The organism is Caldicellulosiruptor diazotrophicus (assembly GCF_017347585.1).
In the GTDB taxonomy this organism is placed as follows: domain Bacteria; phylum Bacillota; class Thermoanaerobacteria; order Caldicellulosiruptorales; family Caldicellulosiruptoraceae; genus Caldicellulosiruptor; species Caldicellulosiruptor diazotrophicus.
The window spans coordinates 144126-168614 of record NZ_AP024480.1 but is presented as its reverse complement, the minus strand read 5'-3'; the positions used below and the strand labels follow the sequence as shown (position 1 = coordinate 168614).

General features: G+C 35.8%; 15 protein-coding genes. All 15 read right to left on the bottom strand.

All coding sequences use genetic code 11. The features are described from left to right. Positions 1-8 precede the first annotated feature (8 nt). On the bottom strand, positions 9-890 hold the full coding sequence (locus tag CaldiYA01_RS00665; protein WP_207180357.1) for a glycoside hydrolase family 43 protein: 882 nt from the start codon (positions 888-890) through the stop codon (positions 9-11). After that, complete coding sequence (locus CaldiYA01_RS00660; RefSeq protein ID WP_207180355.1) at positions 891-2642, bottom strand: sensor histidine kinase; 1752 nt, start codon at positions 2640-2642, stop codon at positions 891-893. It abuts the gene before it with no gap. Between the two features lie 6 nt (positions 2643-2648). Continuing rightward, positions 2649-3407, bottom strand: a complete 759-nt coding sequence (locus CaldiYA01_RS00655; RefSeq protein WP_207180353.1) for a response regulator transcription factor — start codon at positions 3405-3407, stop codon at positions 2649-2651. A gap of 88 nt (positions 3408-3495) precedes the next feature. Continuing rightward, positions 3496-4353, bottom strand: a complete 858-nt coding sequence (locus CaldiYA01_RS00650; protein ID WP_207180351.1) for a carbohydrate ABC transporter permease — start codon at positions 4351-4353, stop codon at positions 3496-3498. Between the two features lie 5 nt (positions 4354-4358). After that, entirely contained in the window at positions 4359-5255 is an 897-nt protein-coding gene (locus CaldiYA01_RS00645) for a carbohydrate ABC transporter permease (RefSeq protein ID WP_207180349.1), read from the bottom strand. 130 nt (positions 5256-5385) lie between these two features. Then, positions 5386-6702: an ABC transporter substrate-binding protein gene (locus CaldiYA01_RS00640; RefSeq protein ID WP_207180347.1), complete on the bottom strand. Its 1317-nt coding sequence runs from the start codon at positions 6700-6702 to the stop codon at positions 5386-5388. Positions 6703-7105: 403 nt separating this feature from the next. Continuing rightward, entirely contained in the window at positions 7106-8644 is a 1539-nt protein-coding gene (locus CaldiYA01_RS00635) for a glycoside hydrolase family 43 protein (RefSeq protein WP_207180345.1), read from the bottom strand. A gap of 92 nt (positions 8645-8736) precedes the next feature. Next, positions 8737-10323 carry an extracellular solute-binding protein gene (locus CaldiYA01_RS00630; protein ID WP_207180339.1) on the bottom strand — a complete coding sequence of 529 codons (1587 nt, stop codon included), beginning with the start codon at positions 10321-10323 and terminating at the stop codon, positions 8737-8739. 327 nt (positions 10324-10650) lie between these two features. Beyond that, positions 10651-12285: an S-layer homology domain-containing protein gene (locus tag CaldiYA01_RS00625; RefSeq protein WP_207180334.1), complete on the bottom strand. Its 1635-nt coding sequence runs from the start codon at positions 12283-12285 to the stop codon at positions 10651-10653. A gap of 104 nt (positions 12286-12389) precedes the next feature. Then, on the bottom strand, positions 12390-17015 hold the full coding sequence (locus CaldiYA01_RS00620) for a pectinesterase family protein (RefSeq protein WP_207180332.1): 4626 nt from the start codon (positions 17013-17015) through the stop codon (positions 12390-12392). Between the two features lie 110 nt (positions 17016-17125). Continuing rightward, positions 17126-20077: a fibronectin type III domain-containing protein gene (locus tag CaldiYA01_RS00615; protein WP_207180330.1), complete on the bottom strand. Its 2952-nt coding sequence runs from the start codon at positions 20075-20077 to the stop codon at positions 17126-17128. A 209-nt stretch (positions 20078-20286) separates the two neighbouring features. Next, positions 20287-21630 carry a glycoside hydrolase family 28 protein gene (locus CaldiYA01_RS00610; protein ID WP_207180328.1) on the bottom strand — a complete coding sequence of 448 codons (1344 nt, stop codon included), beginning with the start codon at positions 21628-21630 and terminating at the stop codon, positions 20287-20289. A gap of 39 nt (positions 21631-21669) precedes the next feature. Beyond that, positions 21670-22791: a glycoside hydrolase family 88/105 protein gene (locus CaldiYA01_RS00605; RefSeq protein ID WP_207180326.1), complete on the bottom strand. Its 1122-nt coding sequence runs from the start codon at positions 22789-22791 to the stop codon at positions 21670-21672. Positions 22792-23054: 263 nt separating this feature from the next. Then, entirely contained in the window at positions 23055-23693 is a 639-nt protein-coding gene (locus CaldiYA01_RS00600) for a lactate utilization protein (RefSeq protein ID WP_207180323.1), read from the bottom strand. 26 nt (positions 23694-23719) lie between these two features. After that, the gene (gene kduD, locus CaldiYA01_RS00595) at positions 23720-24481 is read right to left on the bottom strand and encodes a 2-dehydro-3-deoxy-D-gluconate 5-dehydrogenase KduD (RefSeq protein ID WP_207180320.1); all 762 of its coding nucleotides are present in this window, start codon (positions 24479-24481) and stop codon (positions 23720-23722) included. Positions 24482-24489: the final 8 nt, after the last annotated feature.

Below are 24489 nucleotides of genomic sequence, written 5' to 3'. Positions count from 1 at the left end.
TTTCTTTTTCAAATCTTGTCTTCTAAATTTTTCTCATCAATTTTTATAAACAAAGGCCTCTCACTACTCCTTGAATTTGGGCTGTGGATTGAAAGCATAAGTTCACCTTCAAAGGTTCTAAAAAGCATACCATGGCCACCGTCATCAGAAAAAATTGGCTTTAGACTGTGCTGCCATGGACCTAAAATATTGCCTGACAGTGATTTTGCAATTCCAACACAGTATCTTCTTTCACTATCAAAGCTTGACCATAGCATCAAAAGATTGCCGTTTTGGGTTTTGAATAAAAACGGACCATCTGTCACAAAACATTCTCTGCCATCTTTAACCCTTATGCTTGCTGTCCAAGGCGCACCGGAGGCTTTAAAGAGCAAAATGGGCTCATCAATGACTCTTTTCAAATCATCTGAAAGTCTTGCTGCCAAAATCTGACCATCATAAACCTCAACCCATTCACGGCAAAATACAAGCCAGGGATTTGAATCCTCATCTATGTAAAGTGTTCCATCAAGGCACATCCAATCCTTTGGTGTAACAGGTCCAATACTATGTTCAACATATGGTCCTTCTACAGCATCTGAAACAAGAATCGCAGTCCCCCTTTTACCTTCTGGTGAACAAAATGTTGCAAACATATAATACTTCCCGTTATAAAAGTGCACCTCTGGCGCCCAGAAATTTCTGTCTGCCCAAACATTCTGAGGGGGTCTAAATGCTGGATATGGTCCATCAAAATTTTCAAGGTCAGATGTCACATAATAGTCAAAACCCGTTGCTTTTTCATTTCCCCAACAATTTTTATCAGTTGTACCAAACATATAGTACAATCTTTTTTCTTTCACAGGCACAATGAAAGGGTCGCGAATATAAACATCCTGTCTTTTTAGCATCTACCCATTCTCCTTTCGGTCTTCAAAATCAACAGGAAGAATTATTTTAACAACTGTCCCCAAACCCAGCTTGCTCCAAACCTTGAGTTTAAAGTTATTGCCATAGATGAGTTTTAACCTTTCATTGGTATTTAAAAGCCCTATATGGTCTGAAAAGTCAAAATCTTGCAAAAGCCTGCTCTGGATTTCTTCTAACTTTTCCTTGCTCATTCCAATTCCGTTGTCAATTACCCATATACAAAGCCAATCACTGGTATCTTTTGATTTTCTTATCCTGATTTTTATTCCGCATCTCTTTTCGCAAGGTTTTATCCCGTGATAGATTGAATTTTCAATTAATGGCTGGAACAAAAGTTTCATCACCTTTATATCAAGTACATCTTCACTATAGTCCCAAAATACATCAAACTTTTCTTTATATCTTGCTTTGACAAGATCTATATACGCTTTAGTTGCTTTGATTTCATCTTTCAAAAATATAGTGATCCGTGGATTGCTAAGAGAATATTTGAGAATAGATGACAGATTTTCTATCATTTTTGTGACTTCATTGGGAGACCCTGTTAAAGCTAATGTTTTTAGATATATGTGTTCTAAAGTATTGAACAAAAAATGAGGATTTATTTGAGATTGCAAAGCTAAAAGCTCCAAAGCCTGAAGTCGAGTTGTCAGGTAATGTTTTTCTATGAAGTTCTTTATTACGTTATACATAATATATCCATATTCATCATTAGAAGTAATATCTGCTTCTTTTAGAGGTTTACCTTCTGTTGCTGAATTTATTGTATCTATAATCTTTTTTATGTTCCTATAATTCACTTTAGCAATGTAATAAGATGCGCTAAAAGCAATGATTACAAAAATTAATAACATTACAATGGCAATTTTAAAAAGTTTTATTGGTATACTATAAAGGTAGTCCTTAGGAATTACTGATACAAATATCAAATTGTATTTTTTTGAAACTATCCTTTTTGTTAAAAAGTTTTTAGCTGGTTTCTTCGAAATTATACTCAAAATATTTGAATCATCTGACTGGTTAGATACTAATATATTTCCTTTTTGGTCTAATATATACATTGCATGTTCAGGTATCGAACTTGGAAGGTTCAAAAGCTTTTTTACCTGGTCATAGTAAAGATTAAGAACAATAACACCTTCATCTAAATCTGAGTATCCTGACATTATCTTTTTGTAGATTGTCAATACATCAATTGATTCTTCTGTAAAGTTATAAGGCTGAATCTTTCTTCTTTCTATCCACATAAGTTCACCATGCTTTTTATATTGTTCAAACCATCTCTTGTCATAAAAATATTGAAAGTTTGTTATACCATCTGGAGTAACAATAAAGTTACCTTCAGGATTTTTGAAATATACATAAATCGAATGTATAAAAGGTTTTGAATATGAGATCGAATTTAAAACATTTTTAAACATATTGAGTTGCCAAATATCCTCTAAGGAAAAGTATGTAGAGTTCAGAATCCTTTTTATTTGAAGAGTGACATCCTTGTTTATTCCAAACACCATAAAAAGATAGTCAATCTCTCCAAACATCAGCTCAATATTATTTTCACTCTGAATTAGCATTGTCTCTAAATTTTTGTTTATTTCATTCTTTACGTACTGTTCTATTATTAAGCATGAAAAAAATCCGAAAATTAGTATTATAATAATTGGTACAATTACTATTTGGAGAAAATTTCTTTTGAATAACCTGCTTTTATATAGCCCATCTTTTCCTTTCATGGCAGATTATCTCTCCTGGACAAACTCAGACGGAGATTTACCAAAATATTTTTTAAAAGCTCTTGTAAAGTTTTTTGGATTTTTATACCCGACCATTTCACCTATTTCATGGAGTTTATATATTGGAATTTTCATTAGCTGAAGAGCCTTTTTCATCCTGACTTCCATCAAATAGTCAGAAAAGTTTTTCCCTGTTTTACACTTAAAAAGACGGCTGAGATAATAAGGATTCATATAGACAAGTTTTGCTGCATCTTCTAAGGTTGCTTCTTTGTAGTTTTTATTTATATATTCTTTTACAGTTTCAATCACATTTTCAGGATTGTCAATAGAAATTAAATCCCGATTTTTTATCTCTTCATAGAGAGTTTGTGAATTTTTGAATTGTTTATCAAGTTCTTTTTTTATAAGCCCAAATATCTCTAATATCTCATCGTACGTTGCAGGTTTTGTTACGTAATACCTCACACCATACTTCATGGCTTTTTGAGCAAATTCAAAGTCTTGATAACCACTGATAAAAACTATTTTTACAGGGATGTTATTTAAAAACAAAACCCTTGCAAGGTCAATTCCACTCATAACAGGCATTTTAATATCGCAAAAAACAACATCAACCTTATTTTGCAAAATATAATCTAAAGCCTGCTTTCCATTTTCAAACAGGCCAACAACCTCAAACCCAAGTTTATCCCATGGAAAGCAGGTAAAAAGCCCTTGTCTTATCTCACTTTCATCCTCCACGATAATCATCCTGTAAAACATTTAGGGTCTGCCCCCTTTTTGCACTAAACCCATTGTAATTTCAATTATATCATCTTTCAAATATCCTTCACAAAGCCAATATCTTACTTTAACCTTTTATTCCGCTTGTTGCAATTCCTTCAACGAAGTATTTTTGAGCAGCAAAGAAGATGATAATACACGGTAGCATTGCTATAACAGTCATAGCCATGATCTGGTTCCAAGCAATTGCAGCAGCACTGTCTACACACATTCTAAGTCCGAGAGCAATTGTGTATTTTTCGACACTGTTGATATAAATGAGCGGTCCTAAAAAGTCGTTCCAAGTCCAGATAAATTGGAAAATTCCCATTGAAATCATTGCTGTTTTACAAAGAGGACCTGTTACGCGCAAGAGAATCTGAAAAGAGTTGCAGCCATCTATTATAGCAGCTTCTTCTATCTCTCGTGGAAGGCCTCTCATAAATTGTATCATCATAAACACAAAGAATGGTGTTGATGCAAACATTGATGGAATTATAAAGGGTTTGTAACTATCTACCCATCCAAATGCATTAAAAAGAATATATCTTGGAATCAGGTTTATAGAGTCTGGCAACATTAATGTTGAAATTAGTATCACAAAAAATAATCTTTTGAGTGGGAAATTGAACCTTGCAAATCCATATGCCACAAGCGTAGAGGATATTATTGTAAAAAATACAACTGGTATAACAAGTATAAAGTTGTTTACAAAAAATCTGCCAAATGTATACTGTCCTGTGCCTTGCCACCCTTTTATAAATGAGTCTGTAACAATTTTTTGTGGAATTAAAGACAGCGATTTGAATATCTCATCATTTGATTTAAATGCCGCAGATACAACCCACAAAAGTGGATAAATCATAAACAGTCCAAATAGAATCAAAAATGCATAAGTTATAAAAAGCGAAATTGTATTTTTTGCTTTTTTGCTCTGGGAGTACATCTTTATTAGAACCTCCCCTCATCATACTCATAGTATGTCCAATAAGTAGAAGACCTAAAGATAAATGCTGTAAATATCAAAATTATTACAAACTGGACCCAAGAAAGTGCTGCTGCATAGCCCATTCTGAAATACTTAAATGCATTGTCGTATATAAGCATACTCAAAAGGTATGTTGAGTTGACAGGTCCACCGCCTGTGATGATGTACGGTCCTGTAAATTCCTGGAAGGCGTTTATGGTCTGCATAACAAGATTGAAAAACATTATAGGAGAAATCATCGGAAGAGTTATTTTTGTAAACATTTTTAATTTTGATGCTCCATCAACCAGTGCCGCTTCGTAGAGTTCTGACGGAATCTCCTTTAGCCTTGCCAAAAATAACACCATGGATGAGCCAAACTGCCACACCGCAAGAAGGCTCACTGAAAACATGGCTATTCTGGGATCTCCAAGCCAGTTTATACCTTCTATTCCAAAAAGACTTAAGAATTTGTTTACTATACCTTCTTTCATAAACAAAAATCTCCACAAAATTGAGATTGCAACAGATCCACCGAAGATAGAAGGAAGATAATATACTGTTCTGAAAAGATTTATTCCTTTCAGTTTCATGTTCAATATTATTGCAACAAAAAGTGCAAACGAGATTTTAAGCGGAACAGTTATTATAACATACTTTATAGTGTTTAAAAGTGCTTTTGGAAACAGTTCATCCTTTGTGAACATATAAATAAAATTGTATAGTCCTACAAACTTAGGTGGTTTTAGCATGCTATAGTCACAAAATGAATATACAAACGACATTACAAAAGGATACAATTTGAAAACAAGAAATCCTACAAGCCATGGCAAAACATATAAAAGACCAACTAAATCTTTTCTTTTCAAACGTGCTGTCATTTATTTGTCACTCCTTTTTTCAGAGAAAAATGCTATTTAGATTATAAGCCTGAACAAAAAAGGGCTGCCAACCTCAAAAGCGGGAGGGCTTTTGGCTTTCTGACAGCCCCAAAGTTTTACTTTATTTTGACTATTTTGATTGTATTCTTTTAATTTCTTCTAACTTTTGTTTATAAAGTGCCATCAGCTTGTCAGCTGCTTGAGTTGGTGTTAATTGCTTGTAAGCAAGCTGTTGAATTACGTCTGTTGCTATTTTTTCAAGTTCCTGGTTTTGTGAAAGTGCATTTTCTGGAGGTGCTGCTCTTTTTAACGCTTCTGATGTTATCTGAGTTATAACAGGATCCAATGCATTTGCTTTTTCAAGTGCTTCTCTGGCTGTTGAACTTGCAGGAACACCTCTGACATCTTTCAATATTAGTGCAGCTTGTTTATCATTTAAAAACCAGTTGATAAATTTTGCTGCTTCCTTAGGATTTTTGGACAATTTATTAACCGCTAAAAGCTGAGATGGTCTTACAGTTACAGCTGTGCTCTTAGCATTTTTCATAATAGGTATCATTGTCATAGAAAGGCTTGGTATATTTGCCTTATTTGCTGCAAAAGTTGATGTCCAATTCCAAAGCATACCAAGCTCGCCTTTGAGCCATTTTGGATTTTGTTCAGGTTTCCCTTGGAATGGTGCACTCTCTGAAAATGGTTGAATAGCACCTACTTTAAACAGTTTATCAATATAAGTGAATGCTTCAATTAGAGTCCTTCTATCAAATCCCATTGTATAATCATCATTTATCCATTTTCCACCTTTCTTTTGAAGTACATACGTTTTTAATAGATAATAACAAACTGTCGCATCAAAATTCAAAAGATAGTAGTTCTTGTCTTTTTTATGAATCATCTCAGCTGTTTTTAATATATCCTCCCATGTCCACGTCTTGTTTTCTGGAATTCCGAACTTCTTAAAAAAGTCCTTATTATAGTGAATAGCTGAAGCATTCACACCTGTTGGAAGTCCAATAAGTTTTCCGTTTGAATAGCACCAGTCTTTTAAAAATTTTTCTTCAAATGGCTTTAAGTTGACCTCTTTAAAAGTTTTAAGGTCTGCAAAGAAATCTCCTTGTGCAGAAAGCTCTCCTATCCATGTAACGTCAATCTGGATTATATCTGGAGCGGTTCTCCCCACAAGCTGGGTAATGAGCTTTTGCATGTAACCTTCAATACCGCCATACTCTGCATTAATTCTTACATTAGGGTATTTCTTCATATACGCCTGAATTGCTGCCAAAGTGGCTTTGTGTCTTGCCTCTCCGCCCCACCACATAAACCTGAGTGTAACTTTTTTCGATGCTGCCTTTGCTTTTTCAGACCCACCGGTCGAAAAAGCAAAGAAGATCGAAATAGTAAAAACTACTAACACAAGAGTTGCAATTAACCTTTTACTTTTTATCACTTTGACTTCCTCCCTCCACTGTTTGTTTTGTTTGAACAGATTTGATTGTGCAATTTTATAATAACATGGTCAAATGTATTTAAAAAGGTACTTTACTTTACAATAGGTATCATAAAATTACTACTTTGTTTTGTTTATATAATACAAATAGGGGATGCTCATTTAAGTATTGTTACAAAATGAACATCCCCTTTTAATTTTTAGCAACATTGATTTTTGCTTTAATAATCTGTTTTATACATTTGTTAACTGAACTTCAAGTTATAGTATTCTTATCAGCTCATTAAATATTATTAATTAAACATTTGCAGTATATTTGGGAAAGAAATAATTCTTGCTAAACAATGACTTTAAATATTAAATCATAGAAGTATCTTTTTAGATAGAATTCTTTACGAACTTCTTAAAAATTAAACATGAAATAATCAAATTCAGCAAAATCTTCTTTTAAAACATTTTCTTCAGCATATCTGTTTACACAAAATAGACCAACCTTTGACCCTGTCCATACGTCCTCTTTAGGAACAAATTCAAGTCCAAACTTAAAAAATTCTTTGCCATTAATACTATATAAAAATTCACTATTTGCTCCCCTTTTCATCTTAAGCTTTAAATATATCTCATTGCCACCTATTTTTTTACTTTTAACAACCTTTTCATTAGCATTACTATTTGCAATTTCACCTAATATCTGTATAAGATAATTGCCATCCTCTCTTCTTTCAATTCCTATTGCTGAATATTTGTAGCCACTTACAATAAGTCCCGAAAAACTTCCTTTTGTATTAAAATTTGTTTTCATTTTTGTTACAACTTCAAACTCTTCTGCAGGAATCTTTTGAAGTAGTAAATTTGGCATATAAAATATGCTCCTTTTTTGCTGTGAATCCATTGCACAAACGGCAAAAAGTTTTAATACGCTCCTTTGGATATCAACACTATACCATTCATCTCTTGGATTTGCATGCCACTGCCATGCAAAAGATAGTCTCTCGCTATCAAAATGATCCGAACATTCAATATAAAACTGGCTACTTTCCTCTTCAGTCTCAGGTTTTCTGTACTCTAAAACAGGCTCACCTACTCCATCTTGATTCTGGTCAACTCCTATTATACACCAGTCATCTTCAAACCATGTCATAGGCTGAAGGTGGACAACTCTGCCATATGGACCCTTGTCTTGAAAATGTATAAACCAGTGCTCTCCTTTTTCTGTTTCAATCCATGCTCCTTGATGTGGTCCATTTATCAAGGTGTTCCCCTGATGCAAAACTATTCTCTCTTCATATGGTCCATAAATGTTTTTAGACCTTAGAACAGTCTGCCAACCATATCTAACGCCGCCTGCTGGTGCAAATATATAATAATATCCATTTCTTTTGTATAACTTAGGACCTTCAATTGTCGGCTGTGTCTTTGTCCCGTCAAAGACAATTTTCCCTTCGTCTAAAATACTAAGCCCATTTTCTGAAAGCTTGGAAATGCAGAGTTTACTGTTAAATCCAATTCTACTTTTTGCAAATGCATTAATAAGATATGCTTTACCATCATCATCCCAAAACGGACATGGATCTATCCACCCTTTTGCTTTTTTTACTAATACTATATCTGACCATTTTCCAAATGGGTCATCTGTGTAACAACAAAATATTCCATCGTCAGGGATGCTAAAATATATGTAGAACTTACCATTATGATATCTTATTGCAGGTGCCCAAATACCTTTGCCAATCTGGGGAATGTCATACTCAGGTGAAGGTAATTTTTTTACCGCATAATTTATAATCCTCCAATGGATAAGATCTTTTGAATGTAAAATAGGAAGGCCTGGAACACTGTTAAAACTTGATGCAACTAAAAAATAATCATTCCCTACCCTTATTACATCGGGGTCTGAATAGTCTGCATGAATTATAGGATTCTTATAATTTTCTTTTCTCATTTTATTTTATCCTCCGGCAATTTTAGTAAATAATTAGAGAAAGAAACTGCAGAGACTATATCTATCTCTGCAGTTTCTCACATCTAAACAAATTATCGTTTCATATACCTGTCATATGCATTTTGGTATATTTTTATTGCTTCATCTATCTTCATTCTTTTCAATGTCTTAACAAATGCATCATAATTTGAATATTTACCTGTCATCATTTTTAAGAACATTTCATCGTAGAAGGTATTAACTGCATTCATAATATTAGCTAACTTGCTTGCTTCCTCTGGTGTAAAGAACAAAGACAGAGGTGGCAATGCAATTTCATTTGTGACCTTCGACCAATTTTTGGATGCTTCTTTTTGCTGAGGTAACATAAATGAAATTTGCAAACTATATTCTCTTGATTGAATATAAGCACCCAATATTGGTACATATTTACCTAATGCCTCTTTTGGTCCTAACTTAGGATTATTTAAAATTTCGTCAGTATACATAGGTCTTCCATCCTTTACAATATAAGACTTCCCTTTTACTCCAAAATTCATAACCTCGTATCCTTCTTTGCTAAATGACCAGTCCAAAACTTTACAAGCAGCTTGTATATTTTTGCAATTTGTTGAAATTGCAGCACCTCTGCCTGTAAATGGATATTCGTTTTGCCCGATTTTTACTTTTTCGCCTTTTTTAAGAGAAGGATACTGAACACCTATTAAGTCAAAAGATGTACCTTTCTTCACAGTTAAATAGGTTCCCATTTGACCACCTATAAGTCCGAGGTAAGAACCAATTTTATCTTGTAATACGTTAGCTTCAATTGTTTTTCTATCCATTGTTAAAACATCAGGGTCAATCAACCCTTCCTTCCACCACTTCGCAAGTGTATTCATAAAACTTTTAAATTGAGGCTCTAATGGACCAAACTTGACCTTCCCATTTACTTGGAAAAAATCTGTTTTGATTCCCCATGCTCCTACTAAGAAACTGCAATAATCAAATGCAGCTCTCGGATTTGAAGCCCCTCTTAAAATAGAAAATGGCTTTTCATCAGCTTGCCCATTTCCATTTGGATCTCTTGTTTTAAATGCCTTTAGCATCTTATACCAGTCATCTACTGTCTCAGGAGGATTTATTTTTAACTTTTCAAGCCAATCTTTTCTCACCTGAGGACCATAGTAAGCATCAATTGGCAATTCTTTTAAAGATGGAAAACAATAATAATCTCCATTAACTGTCCTTATCATTTTGCTAATATCAGGATTCTTTTTCAATAGATTATTCAGATTCGGAGCAAACTTGGGAATATAATCGTTAAGAGGGATGATTACTTTATCTATCAACGCTTTTTGTGGTCCGCCTGGATAACCATTCCATCCCCATTCTATTATATCTGTCATCTGTCTCGAAGCTATCATAAGATTGAACTGGTCATTTGCTGCAGAACTGCTAAGAGGTGGATGCTTAAATACAATCTTAATACCAGTTTTCTTCTGTAATATTTGATATGCTGGCAGTTCATTGTAACTTTTATAATGCAGAGCTTGTTCTGCTCCCATAGGTACCCAATAGGTTAGTGTAATTTTATTTGAAGCTTCTACCTCAGGAAAATTAAAAGTAAAAAGTCCTATAGAAGTTATAAAGAAAATACTCATAAATAATAAAACTACCATATTTTTAAATTTTTTCATTTTATCCTCCTCCTAAATTTCATATTTTTTTAGAATTATTATAATATGCATCCTGCCAACTCACACATTGATTTTTTTAAGATCGAATGGAAAATATTAAGGAGAAAACCACTTAGAACAAATAAGGTTAGGTGGCATACTACAAGCAAAACTGTTAATTTTATTTTAAATACACAATAAACATTAATTATAATTAGTTGCTTAACAACTTTTTCTCTGAGCATGACCTAAATAGATTTTGGTTGGGTATTAAAATTACCTTAAGGGAAGGCTCTTTTAAGGCTTATAAAACTTTCAAAGAGCATTCCCAATGCTTTATACCATTTATTATTTTAGTTGCTGGGTGTAGTAACTATTTATTAATCTATATACGATAATAGCAACCTCGGCTCTTGATGCATTATCAGTAGGTTTTAAACTGTTATTGCTACCCTGGATAAATCCTTCTGAGACAAATTTCTGTATACTTTCTTTTGCATAGTTTGAAACCTTTGATGCATCAACATAAGTATCTATACTTTTAATGCTACTACTGTATTTATAACCAGCAATCTTGAGCGCCCTGTCTGCCATAACAATCATATCCTGTCTTGTAATAAAACCTTTAGGATTAAACTTTCCATTTCCAACTCCGTTTACTATCCCCAGCGCTTTTGCCACTCCTGCAGCTTCATAATAATAATCACTTGGCAATACATCATTGAAATTGTCCTTAACCTGAGCATTTAGCTCAAGAGCCCTTACAAGTAACAACAAAAAGTCTGCTCGGGTTATTTGCTTCTGTGGCGCAAAATTCTTCTCATTTACACCCTTCACTATACCTTTAGATGCCAATACCTCTACAGGTTCTTTTGCCCAGCTAACATCCTTTATATCTTCAAAGGTTTTGTGATTTTCAACTACCACATACTTTGCTGAATCTTTTGCCCTGAATGCAACCACTTTACTGTCTGCAAAATACATCCCACTCGCAACAGGTTCAACCGTTCCATCTTCTTTTACTTTCATTACAGCTAAATATTTCGTGTTCACACCTATTGACGGTGTGTATTTGCTGCTTACTATAATCGGTTTTTGTATACTATCTCCACTTAACACTTTTCCATCAGCTTTAACTTCCACTTTTAAGGCAAGCTCTACATTCTTCCCTATCGTCTGTTTAACCTCAGCTAATTTATCGCTGGTGAGCTTACCTACTGCAACGCTCAAGTTTTCCACCTTTACACCACTTGAAATTACATCTGCCGGTACTTTGACTTGCCCTACATTAGTCGAAATATTAAAAACTACATTTTGTCCACTTACTGATTTTACCGGTATCACCTGCTCATACTCATTTACGTTACCTTTTGCTTCAACTGAAATCTCTATAACCTTTTCTCCTTTTTCATTTATCTTAGCACTTGCAACTGCCTGGCTTAATGTCTTTTCATCAACTTTTGAAACAGCAACTTGGCCATTTGTCTCAACTTGCGGTTTTATAACTGTAACTTGCATTGGCTGAGTCTGTTGTTGCTGCTGTTGCTGGTTTTGTCCTTGCAATTGAGTTTGTGTTTGTTGTTGCTGTGAAGTAGCTGGACTGCTGGGCAAAATAATGGTAGCACCTGTTCCAGATGACTGGGAAGTTGTATATGAAACAGTTTTTACTACCGGTGATGTAACATCCTTTGAGTACACATAAATTGTATAAACACCCTCAAACTTACCAGAAAGAGAATATTTAAACTCATAAATTCCATCAGCCCCTGTTGAGGTTTGGTCTAAATAATCTATGCTGCCATAAGGGTCTAAAACCTTTACGGTAACATAACTATTTGCACTTGTCTTACCGTTAATTACAAGATTTTTGTTTGTGTCTATACTCACATTTACTGTTAACGACCCTGCAATAGCTGGTACGAAGAATAGAAACACTGTAACTATCCACAAAATCGATAACAATCTTTTTAACCTCTTATTCAACAGGACTTCCCCCTTTGCTTTTTGTTTGTTACAGAGTGGGAAAGAAAAATCCCCATAAATTTCCTTTCCCACTCTGCTAAAAATTTTTCTTTGCCAAAACAATGTTATTTAAACGACGCCACATTAGATAAGTAATTCTTGCTTTTCAAACTATCAACAACATAAGCTTTCACAATAGGGCTATTGACATTGCTAATTCTCAGTCCAGCTTTGTAGGTTATAGATTTTCCAGCTGCAATTGTTATTTTCTTCCCTGCATATGAAATCATCTTTCCTGCCGAATCAAATACTCCAACAACTACAACACCATTTCTTGTAAGTCCGGTATTATTCTTAACGCTTACTGTAACCACTATATCCTTATTGGAACCTATTGTGCTCAAGGCTACACCTGCCATATTATTAACCTGAATAACCTGCACACTAAATGCATTAGCCCCCCAGTCTATTTCATATACAACCTTGAATGTTGTCACTCGAACATTTCCACCCTCATCTATTACAACCAGCTCTAATGTGTTTTCTCCCTCTACAAGTGAATATTCAAAGCTAAACTCCTTGTTTGCATCCACACTTTGCTCTCCCAAAACTTCGCCGTTTCGTTTAAATGTCACCGTTCCATTTTTGCTTATCTTAGCCTTGACAGTTACTGTTGGTTTTGTTGTTTTTGAAGGTGGTGCTTGAATTACTGTTATCTCTGGTGCGTAGTTTACAAAATCAACGTTCAAAACTTTAACAACACTGTCGCCATCTTTTGTAGCAATAATTACAATGTTGTTTATACCGTCAGACAATACAACTGGAATAGTTATCTGAGTGTTTGCTTTGTACGACGGATTACTGTAAACAACCTCATTCCCTTTCTTGACTGTTAATTCACAATCTGAATCAGCACTCAGTTTTACAGTATAGTTTATCTTAGTTGTGGAATCCTTCTGCGGATTATCAACGTAAACTTTAACAGGATCATAAATGGTATCAATGAAACTGTCTGCGTCCCAGCCGTCAAAAACATTTTCTTTTGTATAAACTTGGGCCATGACATCGTCAAGCTGAGGCCTGTACTCGTTTATTTTTGCTCCAGGTCCATAATTCTTGTATTCATAGAATCTCTCATTTTGTGGATAGAACCATATTGTGTTACCAGAGCTATCAGTCGAGCTCATTGCTGTCCAACCTTCATCTTTTATGTGCTCTCCCAAATAAGATTCTCTAATAACAACATTTACCCATCGATTCGGATCAGCGCTTGGATGCCATGGTCTTCCTAAATATACTGAATTAGCAACTGTTATATTAGACAAGAATTTACTGTTTATAAACAAGAAACCAAAATTATCAGATTTTCTTGTTGAAGCTGCTGTAATATAACCTTTTGGTGTTATGCCTGCTCTGTCAACCGAGAATATGGTGCTATTTTCAAACACTGCTTGGGCAGCACCAAATATAAAGTCAACATCACCTTCGATGTAACAATCCTTAAAATATTGTCTTCCTGCATCTGCATACAAAGTATCCTGATTGCCTATAAATCTACAGTTCTTGAATACCATCTTGTCAGCTGTAGATTTTACAGCAACAGCTTGTTTGCTTGAAATTGGCTGGTTCTCATCAAAAGCATTTTCAAATGTGATGTTCTCTGCAGTGAAGTTAATAGCACCACTGTTGATAGTCACACTTGCACTTCCAGATGTTCCATATGTGCCAGAACCATCTGGTTTGGGCGTGCCTGCTGCAACATCATAAGTCAAAATTGTGGTAAATGGATCTTCACCAATCAAGCTAATATTTGGTGAGTTAATAGTTATCTTCTCATAATATCTGCCACTCTTTATAAAGATTATGACTCTCTTGGTGTTATTTGAAGGTACACTGTTTACTGCTGCCTGAACTGTCTTAAATATCTTGACTCCATTAATTGTATCTCCATCGTTTCCTGTATAATTCTTGTCTACCATAATGTCAAAATTAGCAAGGTATATAACATCAAAGTTTTCTGTTGTTGTATTGCCACTAAAATCCTTAATTATTATTTCTATCTTGTTTCTTCCCTTTTCAAAGTCGATATTGAAGGTAACCGGGCTATTTGCCTTTACATAATCATTTTGATATACAACCATGTTGTTCTGCATGATGGTAAGATATCCATCCTCATTTGACGAAAGCACCAGGCTGTATGCACTGCTGAGCACTGTTGGCTGTGGCTTTGATACCCAGCTTATAACTGGCTTTTGATTATCGTATACAACGTTTAAAACAATCTGCTTTGACTTTGAACCATCTACTGTCTGTAGGTTTACAAAAATTGTATTGTTGCCACTTACAAGCTGTACTGGTACTTCAAACTCAGTTTGTCCACTCACCTCTACATTCTTGGTATCTGTGCTTGATGCATTTGTTACTGTTATCTTTCCATCGATGCTTGCATATCCTTTTATTTTGTATTCTCCAACGTTTGTATAATCATTCTCAGGATTATATATCTCTATAAAGTTATCCGAAGTTGTTAAGCTTATATTTGAAAACTTTGCTATGTTATAGTTGTAAATCTGATTTGTCGCCTGAGCAGAATCTACTGCAAATCCTATATAGTACTCATCGCCTATGTTGAGTGTGTATCTGCCAATCACATTCCATGTCTGACCATCAAGTGAATATGCTGCCTCCACAACAGAACCACTTTTCTTTATTTTCAACCATGATACATCTATATTTACAACCGTGTTCGGCGTACTTGCATCAACATCACCAGTATTTGCCATTGATGCATTCGCCACCTGTCTTGCAATAAATCTTACCGCTGTCGGATTGGTCAGCTTGTCAGCTTTTACATATGACTTTGCTACATACGCAGCAACTGCTCCAGGGTCAAGCGAGCTTCTAATCATCAAACCTGCAAATGCGTTGTGGTCTACCTTTTCCATATAGTCTATTTTCGCAATGAGTTCTGCATCTCCATATACTTTTCTGTACACATATCCAAATGTATCTGTTGAACCACCTATTTTACCGTTCGCTTTAAGTGTTAATGTTCCACTACTATCAAGTGATGCACTTGTCTTTATAGCAGGAGTTCCTATATCTGCAATTTTCCATGGCAATTTTACTTTAGGACCATTTGCAAATACCCTCACTGCCGTTGATTGGGTTGAAAGTCCATTAGAGTCGTAAGCTACTGCTACTAAATAGTGTGTGCCCTCTTCAATTGCACCTATGGTGTACGAATATGGTTCTGTCAAATCTTCTCCTATCTTTATTCCATTGTCATAGAATACTACCTTTGCTATTTTTGTTCCTCCAAACGCCTTTGCTCTTGCTTCAATCTTCACAGCTGAGCCTGCATCAACAAGTGCATTGTAGCTTGGATTAATTATCTGCACTTCTGGATTTTGTGGTGCATAGTTCATATCAACAAGTGAATTGAGGTAATTCTCAAGATTTGTGTATCCATTGCCAAACTTATACCCATTCCTGTCACTTGGATCATTAGGATTCAACCCATTTGTTATCTCCCAGTTATCTGGCATACCGTCATGGTCAGTATCCTGCGGCGCCTGCGCTGACTGCAGTTCCGGGTACCCTCCAACTTCTGCCTCTGTGTTGATAAATCTCCCCAAACCATTCTTTACTTCATTGACAAGTCTTGCATCAACTGCATCTCTCTTTGGATACACCGCTCCAGCCTTTGTTAATACCTCTTGATATGCTGTCTGAGCATCCTGAACTGTTACACTTCCAGGTATATCAACAGGTTCTGTCAATTTTGTGTATGTCCCACTTGCAATTATTCCAGCTTCATTATTTGTAGTTACTTCGTTGTTCCCTTCAAGGATATTTCCTGATACATACCACGATGATGGATAGCCGTTAGGTGTTGGATTTGCTATTCTTGACTTCACACTGTCCTGAGTACCAGGACCTGGCTTATAGTAGTTGTTTATAAGGCTCAAAGTTGTATTTTCTCCGCCGTATGTGTTGTTAAATCCCCAATTGTAGATAACGTTGTTTATAAATTCTACCTTTGCTTCTGGGATTGGAGCACTACCAACATTCACACGTGGAAGTCTGCTTGTGTGGCTCATCAAAAGGTTGTGATGCCAAGTCGCATTGTATCCACCCCAGATACCACCATAACCATGTCTTCCTTTCCAGTGTCCTGACATTGTCAAACTCTCTGCTGCTATACTCCATTGAACTGTCAGATTCTCAACTCTGTATATAGACAGCGTTTCATCTACCGACCAGCTGAACGAGCAATGGTCTATAATAATGTTTTTGCTTCCACCAAAGCTTGTAAGTGCATCAGGTTCAGAATTAATATTTGCACTTCCGGGTCTAAATCTCATATATCTTATTATAATATTGTTACCTGTGATTCTCACACCATAGTCAGCAACGCATATACCATCACCTGGAGCTGTTTGCCCAGCTATTGTGATATTAGAACCACTAATCACAAGCTCTGATTTTAAATGAACTGTTCCAGAAACTCTAAATACTATTGTTACATTGCTAAGCTTAACTCCATCTCTCAATGAACCAGGACCACTGTCATTTAAATTTGTGACTTCATAAACATCCCCACCACGTCCACCTGTTGTGTACATTCCTGCACCTTCAGCACCAGGAAAAGCAGGTACTAAATTTTCAGCTCTTGTTATTAAATTAAAAGGCAATAAACTCAACAAAAATGTGACTAAAACAAATAAACTTAGCAATCTTTTTCTCACATCAGTTTACCCCCTTTTTTGATTTGCCCCAGTAGATTCTTTGAATAATTTACACAAGCAGAGGAAGATAAAATTTTTCTTCCTCCGCCCATAAAAAAGAGATTAAGAAATTATTTAAGAACAATCACAGATGAAAGTGGAATCATTCCTTCTAACGAGTTCCATATGAACGCTTTTATTTTTACACCATTAATATTTGAAGGCAGCTGAATACCACACAAAAGTTCTTCTGTAGAATTAGGCAAGACAGTATCATATGAGATACTATATCCTATCATCTGATTCGCACTATTGTAATATGCAATTACAATAGCTATATCTTTGCTTATATTTAACTTGTTTTCTGCTTTTGCAAGAACGTTTATTAAGGCATTTTCTGTTAAGCTTGTAATTGGATTTTCATAGTCATCAACAAAACTTATATTTTTAACTATATATTCATAAACTGTTGTCCACTGGTATGCGGCTATATTACCAGACCTATCCTTTGCTGTTAGTGATATAGTATTACTCCCCTCACTTAGAGTAACTACCAGTTCTTTATCTTGTAATGCTGGACAATATACATTATCTAAAACAGATTGTTCATTTACTTTTATACTTACATAAATGTCCTCATCACACACAAACTTTATAATGCTCGAAGGGATTTCATTTTCGTATTCAACCGGAGTTTGTTTAAATGTAATCTTAGGAGAGGTAGAGTCATATACAATTCTTATAAGTCTATTTGAAACATATCCATCAGCAGATATACCTGAAAACTCTATCAAATTTTCGCCTTCCTTAAGATTAACAGTTATGCTAAAATCCCTATCTTGGTTAACAGTATCATATGTAGCAACAACTTCATCAGCCATCTTAATTGTAACTGATGCACCAGTAAATATCTTGCCTTTAATGTTATATAGTGGTCTATTAGTATAAACAATGTCTTCAGAATCAATGGAGAATAGCTGTTTTTTCATTAAAACGAAATAAAATACACAACCGCTACTTACACCTTGAGAACCAAGTTCAACCAACGAACCTTTACTAAAAGACTTTTTGTAGAGCAAATAGGTTACTTGAGGATTTGTTCCATTATCAATTATTTTGTATTCTGTAAGTTTCCAAGAACTCAAGAAGGCCGGTACCTGATTAGATGTATAAAGTCTCGAATCCAGTGCAACATATACATCAACATCCTCTGTTACTGTAAAGCTTGCTATCACCAGCGTCGCATTGTACGACCTCGAAAGATTTGCTGTGCTTATCCAGTATGCGCCTTCTAATACCGTCGGCATTGAAACTACCGCATAATCCCTGTCACCAAATATCTTGCTGCCCACCTGCAAATTGTACTGCAGCGACCAGTTTGCTGCATTGTCCTGATCATAAACTACTAAGTTTGTGACATAATGCGGTGGCAGTATCGGCATTGCTGACATCTCTTGAGCATTGCTGCTTGTCCCACTATTGTTGCTTGCATTCATAGAAATATAATACGTCAGCCCTTCAAGCTTTTTAAATGTATATGAATAGCTTGAACTGCCATCATCATAAACTGTGGCACTCACTGTGTAGTTCTTCGAACTCTTGCCCAAAAAGATTGTATACTTCTCTGCATCCTCTACCCTGTTCCATTTTATTGTTAGCTCAAGTACTCCCGGTATTACCTCAAAAGTCGGAACTGCAGGTATCGGATATGGGGTTATAACAACCTCGTCAGAACCTTCACTAAGCCCTACATTATTTCCAGCGTATAGCCTTAAATAATAAGGCTTTTTGTTAACAAGATTTTCAAACTTGCACTCATAGGTCTGATTTGGCAAACCATTGTCATTTATTATCTTCCAGTTTGTATAGTTGTTTGACTCCTCTCCTATATAAACAACATAATACGTCGCTTTCGAAACTGTCTTCCACTTTATTGACACCCATCCATCACTGTACGCAGTCTGCAATACTGTTGGTTTTGGTGGAGGCGTGGGTTTTTCTGGAATTACCGTTATTACATCTGATTCGACTGCACCATATTCATTCTTTGCCCTCACCTTTACATAGTACTGTTTGCCATTGGTAAGTCTATCAATCGTGAAAAATGCGTTACCTTGAACTACTAAAAGCCCCTCACTTTCCTCTGTAAGACCGCTACCCACAGTGCTGAAATTTGAACCATCTTCCGAAATCAAAACATCATATGAAGCAACATTTCTGTCAAAATTCCACATAAGCTTTGCTTTAGAGTCGTCACTCTCCACTGTAAGCTGAGGTTTTTGAGGAATATTAAAGATATCTGTCAGATTCTGTGGAGCGGTTGTGGTGTCTGCCGTACCTTCCTTAATCCTCACAAAACTTGTCTGAAGAGTAGCAGGACTCCCATTGCTTCCCTGAATGGCAACGCCAACACCTACATAGAGAGTAGAATTTAAGACACCAGCATCGCTTCGGGAACCTATTGGTCCATACCAAGTTATAGTTCCATTACTGCTGTTAACTTCTCCATAATAGACTGCTATGTTTGTTGAAGATGATCTTACAATTTTCAAAACACATGGGAACGATATTGCACTTCGCGTAGAAGAACCGGCAGTACTTCCAAATCTTCTCTGAGCCTTCAAATCCCACTTGGTAGCACTTGCACTATTGTATTCTACCAATGCAGCGTAATAAGTGTCCTGAATATCAAGCCCATTTCTTACTATTAACCCTCCGCGTGGATAGTTTGAATTGGCTGAAGTAAAAGAAATTGGGTTTGTGATGTAAACGTATGCCGTGAAAACGGTGTTTGATATAGTAGTATAAACAAACGGAAAATAATCAACTGTGGTCGAAGTTTGAGTAGATGTCCTGTTGATTTCTCCTTTTGTGCAGCTAACCGTAACTTTTCCTGTTTCATGGTCAAAAGCAGCAACAGGATTTTCTGGTTGATAAGTGCTATTGCCTATTACTGTATAGCCCCACGAAACCGGCCATTGCCCAGCCAATGCTTTTTCATGCAGTACTGTCCCAAAACCCAAAAGAATATTTACAAATAACAAAATCGCAATAACTAAATTTAGTATCCTTTTTCTCTTCATCACTTGACCTCCTTCATATTTGTTAATTTGTTATTAACTGTAAAATTTTAAATTATTGTTTACTCACCTCCCCTTTTTATGGGATAATATTAAATGGGCATTAATATTTATCGAATTTTTTATATTACTGGCATAATCGTCATGCTACTTGGGGTTAGAGAAGCAGCGAAAATGACTTTCCATCTCTAACCCCTAACTTTTACTTTTTGCTAATCAGTAATAACCTTGTTTGTATTATTTAGACTCAAAATCTTAGAATAATCTGCTGTATCATTTGCCCTGCATCTGTAAAACTCTACATTTTCACAATTGTTAAGTTCAAAAGCAGCACCTTCCTGGTTCATCACAGAAACATTCATGAATCTAATGTTTTTAACAGTATTTATAACAAACCCTCTTTTTGCCATAGGCTCTAAATAGCTCATCATGGCAGGAAGTTCAGGTTCAGGGTTTTGTGCCATCTCAACTGTGACATTCGAAAATACAACATCTTCAATTGGCATCTCTGTAAGACCATATAAAAACCCTGCTGCTGCCCTTGCCTCTCTTACAACCACATCGCTTATATAAATCCTCCTTACAATTGGGGTCGATTCATCAACAGGATAAGGAGATTTGTCCCAAACTCTCTTTTCTTTTCCGCCCTTGCCGCAGTGATAATACATATAAAACGCAAACGGACACATCACATTTTTCATCACAATGTTCGAAACTCTTATATCCTCAACAGCTCCTCCACGACCTCTTCTTGTCTTTATTCTTATTCCTCTGTCTGTGCCCTCAAAAATGCAGTTTGAGATGACAACATTTCTAACACCACCGCTCATCTCACTTCCAATAACAACTCCGCCATGTCCGTGAGCCATTATACAATTTGTTATTGTAATATTCTCACAAGGTATTCTTTCTTTACAGTCTTCCGTCCCAGACTTTAATGTCACACAATCGTCTCCCACGTCTATGTAGCAGTTTGATATCCTGACGCCCTTGCACGACTCTGGGTTAATTCCATCTGTGTTTGGTGAATCATAAGGATTTTGAATCTTTATATTGTGAACAGTGACGTTCTGGCATTCTATTGGATTTACCGTCCAGCTTGGAGAGTTTATAATCTTTATTCCTTCGATAGTAACGTTGTTGCACCTGTAAAAACAGATAGAACGAGGTCTTGGATATTTTAACTCTTTATTTCTGTGAAGACGCCACCACTTTTCGCCCTGTCCATCAATTGTGCCAAATCCAACTACTGCAACGTTTTCAGCATTTTCAGCATATATCAAAGGAGAATAAACCTGCATTTCTTCGCCTTCCCAGCGGGTATATACAAGTGGATAGTCCTCTTCATCCTGTGAAAATTTCAGCACAGCCCCGCTCTCAATGTAAAGTGTCATGTTGCTTTTAAGATGCAGAGCACCTATATGATAAATACCAGCAGGAACATAAACTGTTCCACCACCGTTTCTTTCACATACCTCAACTGCTTTTTTAAATGCTTCAGTGTCTTTATCTACTCCATTTCCTTTTGCTCCGAAATCACAAACATTATAAAACATTTTAAACTTTTGCCCTCCTGTTTAACTTTAATCTTTCTGTTAAAAAAGTCTTTCTACCCATGCCGAAGCTTTCAAAAACGCTCCAACACCTTTTAAATCATCTGTTTTTATTGGCTCACTGATGTAATATTCATATGAACCATCTCTGTACGGATTTCCACCAAGCCCTGCAACCATACAAACTCCATTTAAACTCAAATGTCCATTTTGGTCTTTTTCCAAGAATCTATAAATTGTTCCTTCATACGCCCTTTCTAATGCATCTAAGTACTTTGAAGAAAGATATCCATTGTGGATGCCTTTTGCAAGTGCATATACAAACATACATGATGCCGAAGCTTCAGGATAGTTACCACTTCTCCCAATACAGTTTACAACTTGATACCAAACACCTGTGTCAGGGTCTTGATACTTTAAAATGGCATCCATAAGCTGCCTGAAAATAGCTAAAATGGCGTCTCTTGATTGGTGATTCTTTGGAAGAAAATCAAGAACATCTACTATTGCCATTGCAAACCAGCCAAGAGCTCTCCCCCAAAAGTTGGGTGAACAACCTGTAACTTTGTTAGCCCATTTTTGCTGTCTGCTTTCATCCCAGCCGTGATAATGAAGACCCGTCACTGGGTCTTTAGTATGTTTTGCACAAAGAATAACCTGTCTTGCAACATCATCGAATATCTCTTCAGCCTCATCTTTTCCTATTAAAGTTGCATATTCGGCATAAAATGGTGAACCCATATATATTCCATCAAGCCACATCTGGTGCGGGTATATCTTTTTGTGCCAAAATCCTCCTTCGGCCGTTCTTGGATGAGTCTTAAGCTGTTCTCTTAAAAGCTGAGCTGCTTTTTTGTACTTTTCTTCGCCTGTCCTTCTGTACAAAAATAATATTGCTTTGCCATTGTTTATATGGTCTATGTTGTACTCATCAAGAGAATATTTTTTTATACTTCCATCTTCTTGGACAAAATAGTCTATATTTTTCTTTACGTATTCAAAATATTTCTCATCCTTGGTGTTTTCATAAATGTATTCTAAGCCTTTGAACACAACACCATAGTCATATTGCCATTTATCAATAAGCTCTGGAAACTTAAAAAGTACACTCTCTGCCATTTTGACAGAGTAGTTCTCTTTTGCAAGCTGTTTCAATTTTTGCATATAACTCACGTCCTTCCTTTGCAGATAGGTAAAAAGTAATAGCCAGAATTAAAATATCATTTAGCCTTTTGCATTATATATTGTGCATATTCGATAAATCATTTTACAGTACTATATTTTAATTTGAAAATCAATTGATTTCATCAAGAAAATATTAATGTTGACATGAAAATATTAACATGTAATTAAAACATGAGCTCTTAAAACATGCAAGGAAAATTTTAAACTTATATTGACAATTTTAATGATAGACCATCATTTTTTTAGAATCCTATCTCAAAAGGAACAATGATAATATTTATACGTCCTTCAAATTTCATTCCATGGTTGATAATGGTTATATAGTTGCACATCCTAGATTTTATTTGACAGTCCATGCAGTACCCCGTTTCAACACATGGTGTTTTGTGATTATTCCTTTTAGAGTTCATAGGCGCAATCTTTTTTAACCTTTTAAACGCCTCATCAAGGTCTTCTACAACTTTGTTAACCCCAGCAACAATTATTACTTTTTTTGGCCCAAATATCATAGCAGATACTCTGTTGCCTGAACAATCAACATTAACAAGCTCACCATTTTTTGTTATCGCATTTGTTGAAGTTACAAGTACATCTGCCAAAAGCGATTGTCTCAAAAGTTCTATCCTTTCTTCAGCACTCATCGGTTTGTATCTGTCAAAAAGCTTATATGGACCGTTTCTGAATATTTCAATAAGCCCAAGCTCTTCTATTGTAACAGAACCCCCGAGGGCAATACTTGAACCCTCGGGGATAAGCTCTAAAACTTTATTTTTTGCATCTTCCAAGGTTGGCACATAAAATGCATTATATTTTTTTCTATTTAGCCTTTCAACAATGTCTTTTGCAATCAGTTCATTGCGCCATACTTTATATTGGTTCATGTTAATAACCCTCCAAAAAAATTAAGTTACCTTGCAAGCCAGCCACCATCTACATTTAAAATACAGCCATTTACATACCCAGACGCATCTGATGCCAAGAACACAACAGCACCCTGCAAATCTTCAGGTGTGCCCCATCTTCCAGCAGGTATTCTTGACAATATCTCAGCGCTTCTTTGTGGGTCTTCACGGAGCTGTTGTGTATTGTTTGTTGCCATGTATCCAGGTGCAATAGCATTGACGTTTATGTTGTACTTTGCCCACTCATTAGCAAGCGCTTTTGTGATGCCTGCAACACCGCTTTTGCTTGCTGTGTATGATGGAACTCTAATTCCGCCCTGGAATGAAAGCATGGATGCAATGTTTATTATCTTTCCGCCTGTTCCTTGCTTGATGAACTGTCTTGCTGCTGCCTGGCAGAAGAAAAATACTGTCTTGAGATTAATTGCAAGCACATCGTCCCAGTCCTTTTCAGTAAAATCAATAGCATCGCATCTTCTAATAATTCCTGCATTATTCACTAAAATGTCAAGCTTGCCAAATTCTTGAATTGTTTTCTCAATAATCATATTAATTGGTTCGATTGTCATTAAGTTTGCCTGAATCTCCAAAAACCTTCTTCCAATTGACTCTATTTTCTGTTTTGTCTCTGTACATGGGACATAATCAACACCAACAATATCAGCTCCAGCCTCTGCCAGTGCAATTGCCATCCCCTGGCCCAAACCAGTTGATGCACCTGTTACAATCGCAACTTTGCCATCAAGCCTGAATTTATCAAGTATCATATCAAAAA

Excerpts from the sequence above, each read along its gene's own strand:
- CaldiYA01_RS00655 (WP_207180353.1), bottom strand. The coding sequence starts at position 3,407 with ATGTTTTACAGGATGATTATCGTGGAGGATGAAAGTGAGATAAGACAA.
- CaldiYA01_RS00610 (WP_207180328.1), bottom strand. The coding sequence starts at position 21,630 with ATGTTTTATAATGTTTGTGATTTCGGAGCAAAAGGAAATGGAGTAGAT.
- CaldiYA01_RS00645 (WP_207180349.1), bottom strand. The coding sequence starts at position 5,255 with ATGACAGCACGTTTGAAAAGAAAAGATTTAGTTGGTCTTTTATATGTT.
- CaldiYA01_RS00650 (WP_207180351.1), bottom strand. The coding sequence starts at position 4,353 with ATGTACTCCCAGAGCAAAAAAGCAAAAAATACAATTTCGCTTTTTATA.
- CaldiYA01_RS00665 (WP_207180357.1), bottom strand. The coding sequence starts at position 890 with ATGCTAAAAAGACAGGATGTTTATATTCGCGACCCTTTCATTGTGCCT.
- CaldiYA01_RS00600 (WP_207180323.1), bottom strand. The coding sequence starts at position 23,693 with ATGAACCAATATAAAGTATGGCGCAATGAACTGATTGCAAAAGACATT.
- CaldiYA01_RS00630 (WP_207180339.1), bottom strand. The coding sequence starts at position 10,323 with ATGAAAAAATTTAAAAATATGGTAGTTTTATTATTTATGAGTATTTTC.
- CaldiYA01_RS00615 (WP_207180330.1), bottom strand. The coding sequence starts at position 20,077 with ATGAAGAGAAAAAGGATACTAAATTTAGTTATTGCGATTTTGTTATTT.
- CaldiYA01_RS00660 (WP_207180355.1), bottom strand. The coding sequence starts at position 2,642 with ATGAAAGGAAAAGATGGGCTATATAAAAGCAGGTTATTCAAAAGAAAT.
- CaldiYA01_RS00605 (WP_207180326.1), bottom strand. The coding sequence starts at position 22,791 with ATGCAAAAATTGAAACAGCTTGCAAAAGAGAACTACTCTGTCAAAATG.
- CaldiYA01_RS00635 (WP_207180345.1), bottom strand. The coding sequence starts at position 8,644 with ATGAGAAAAGAAAATTATAAGAATCCTATAATTCATGCAGACTATTCA.
- kduD (WP_207180320.1), bottom strand. The coding sequence starts at position 24,481 with ATGATACTTGATAAATTCAGGCTTGATGGCAAAGTTGCGATTGTAACA.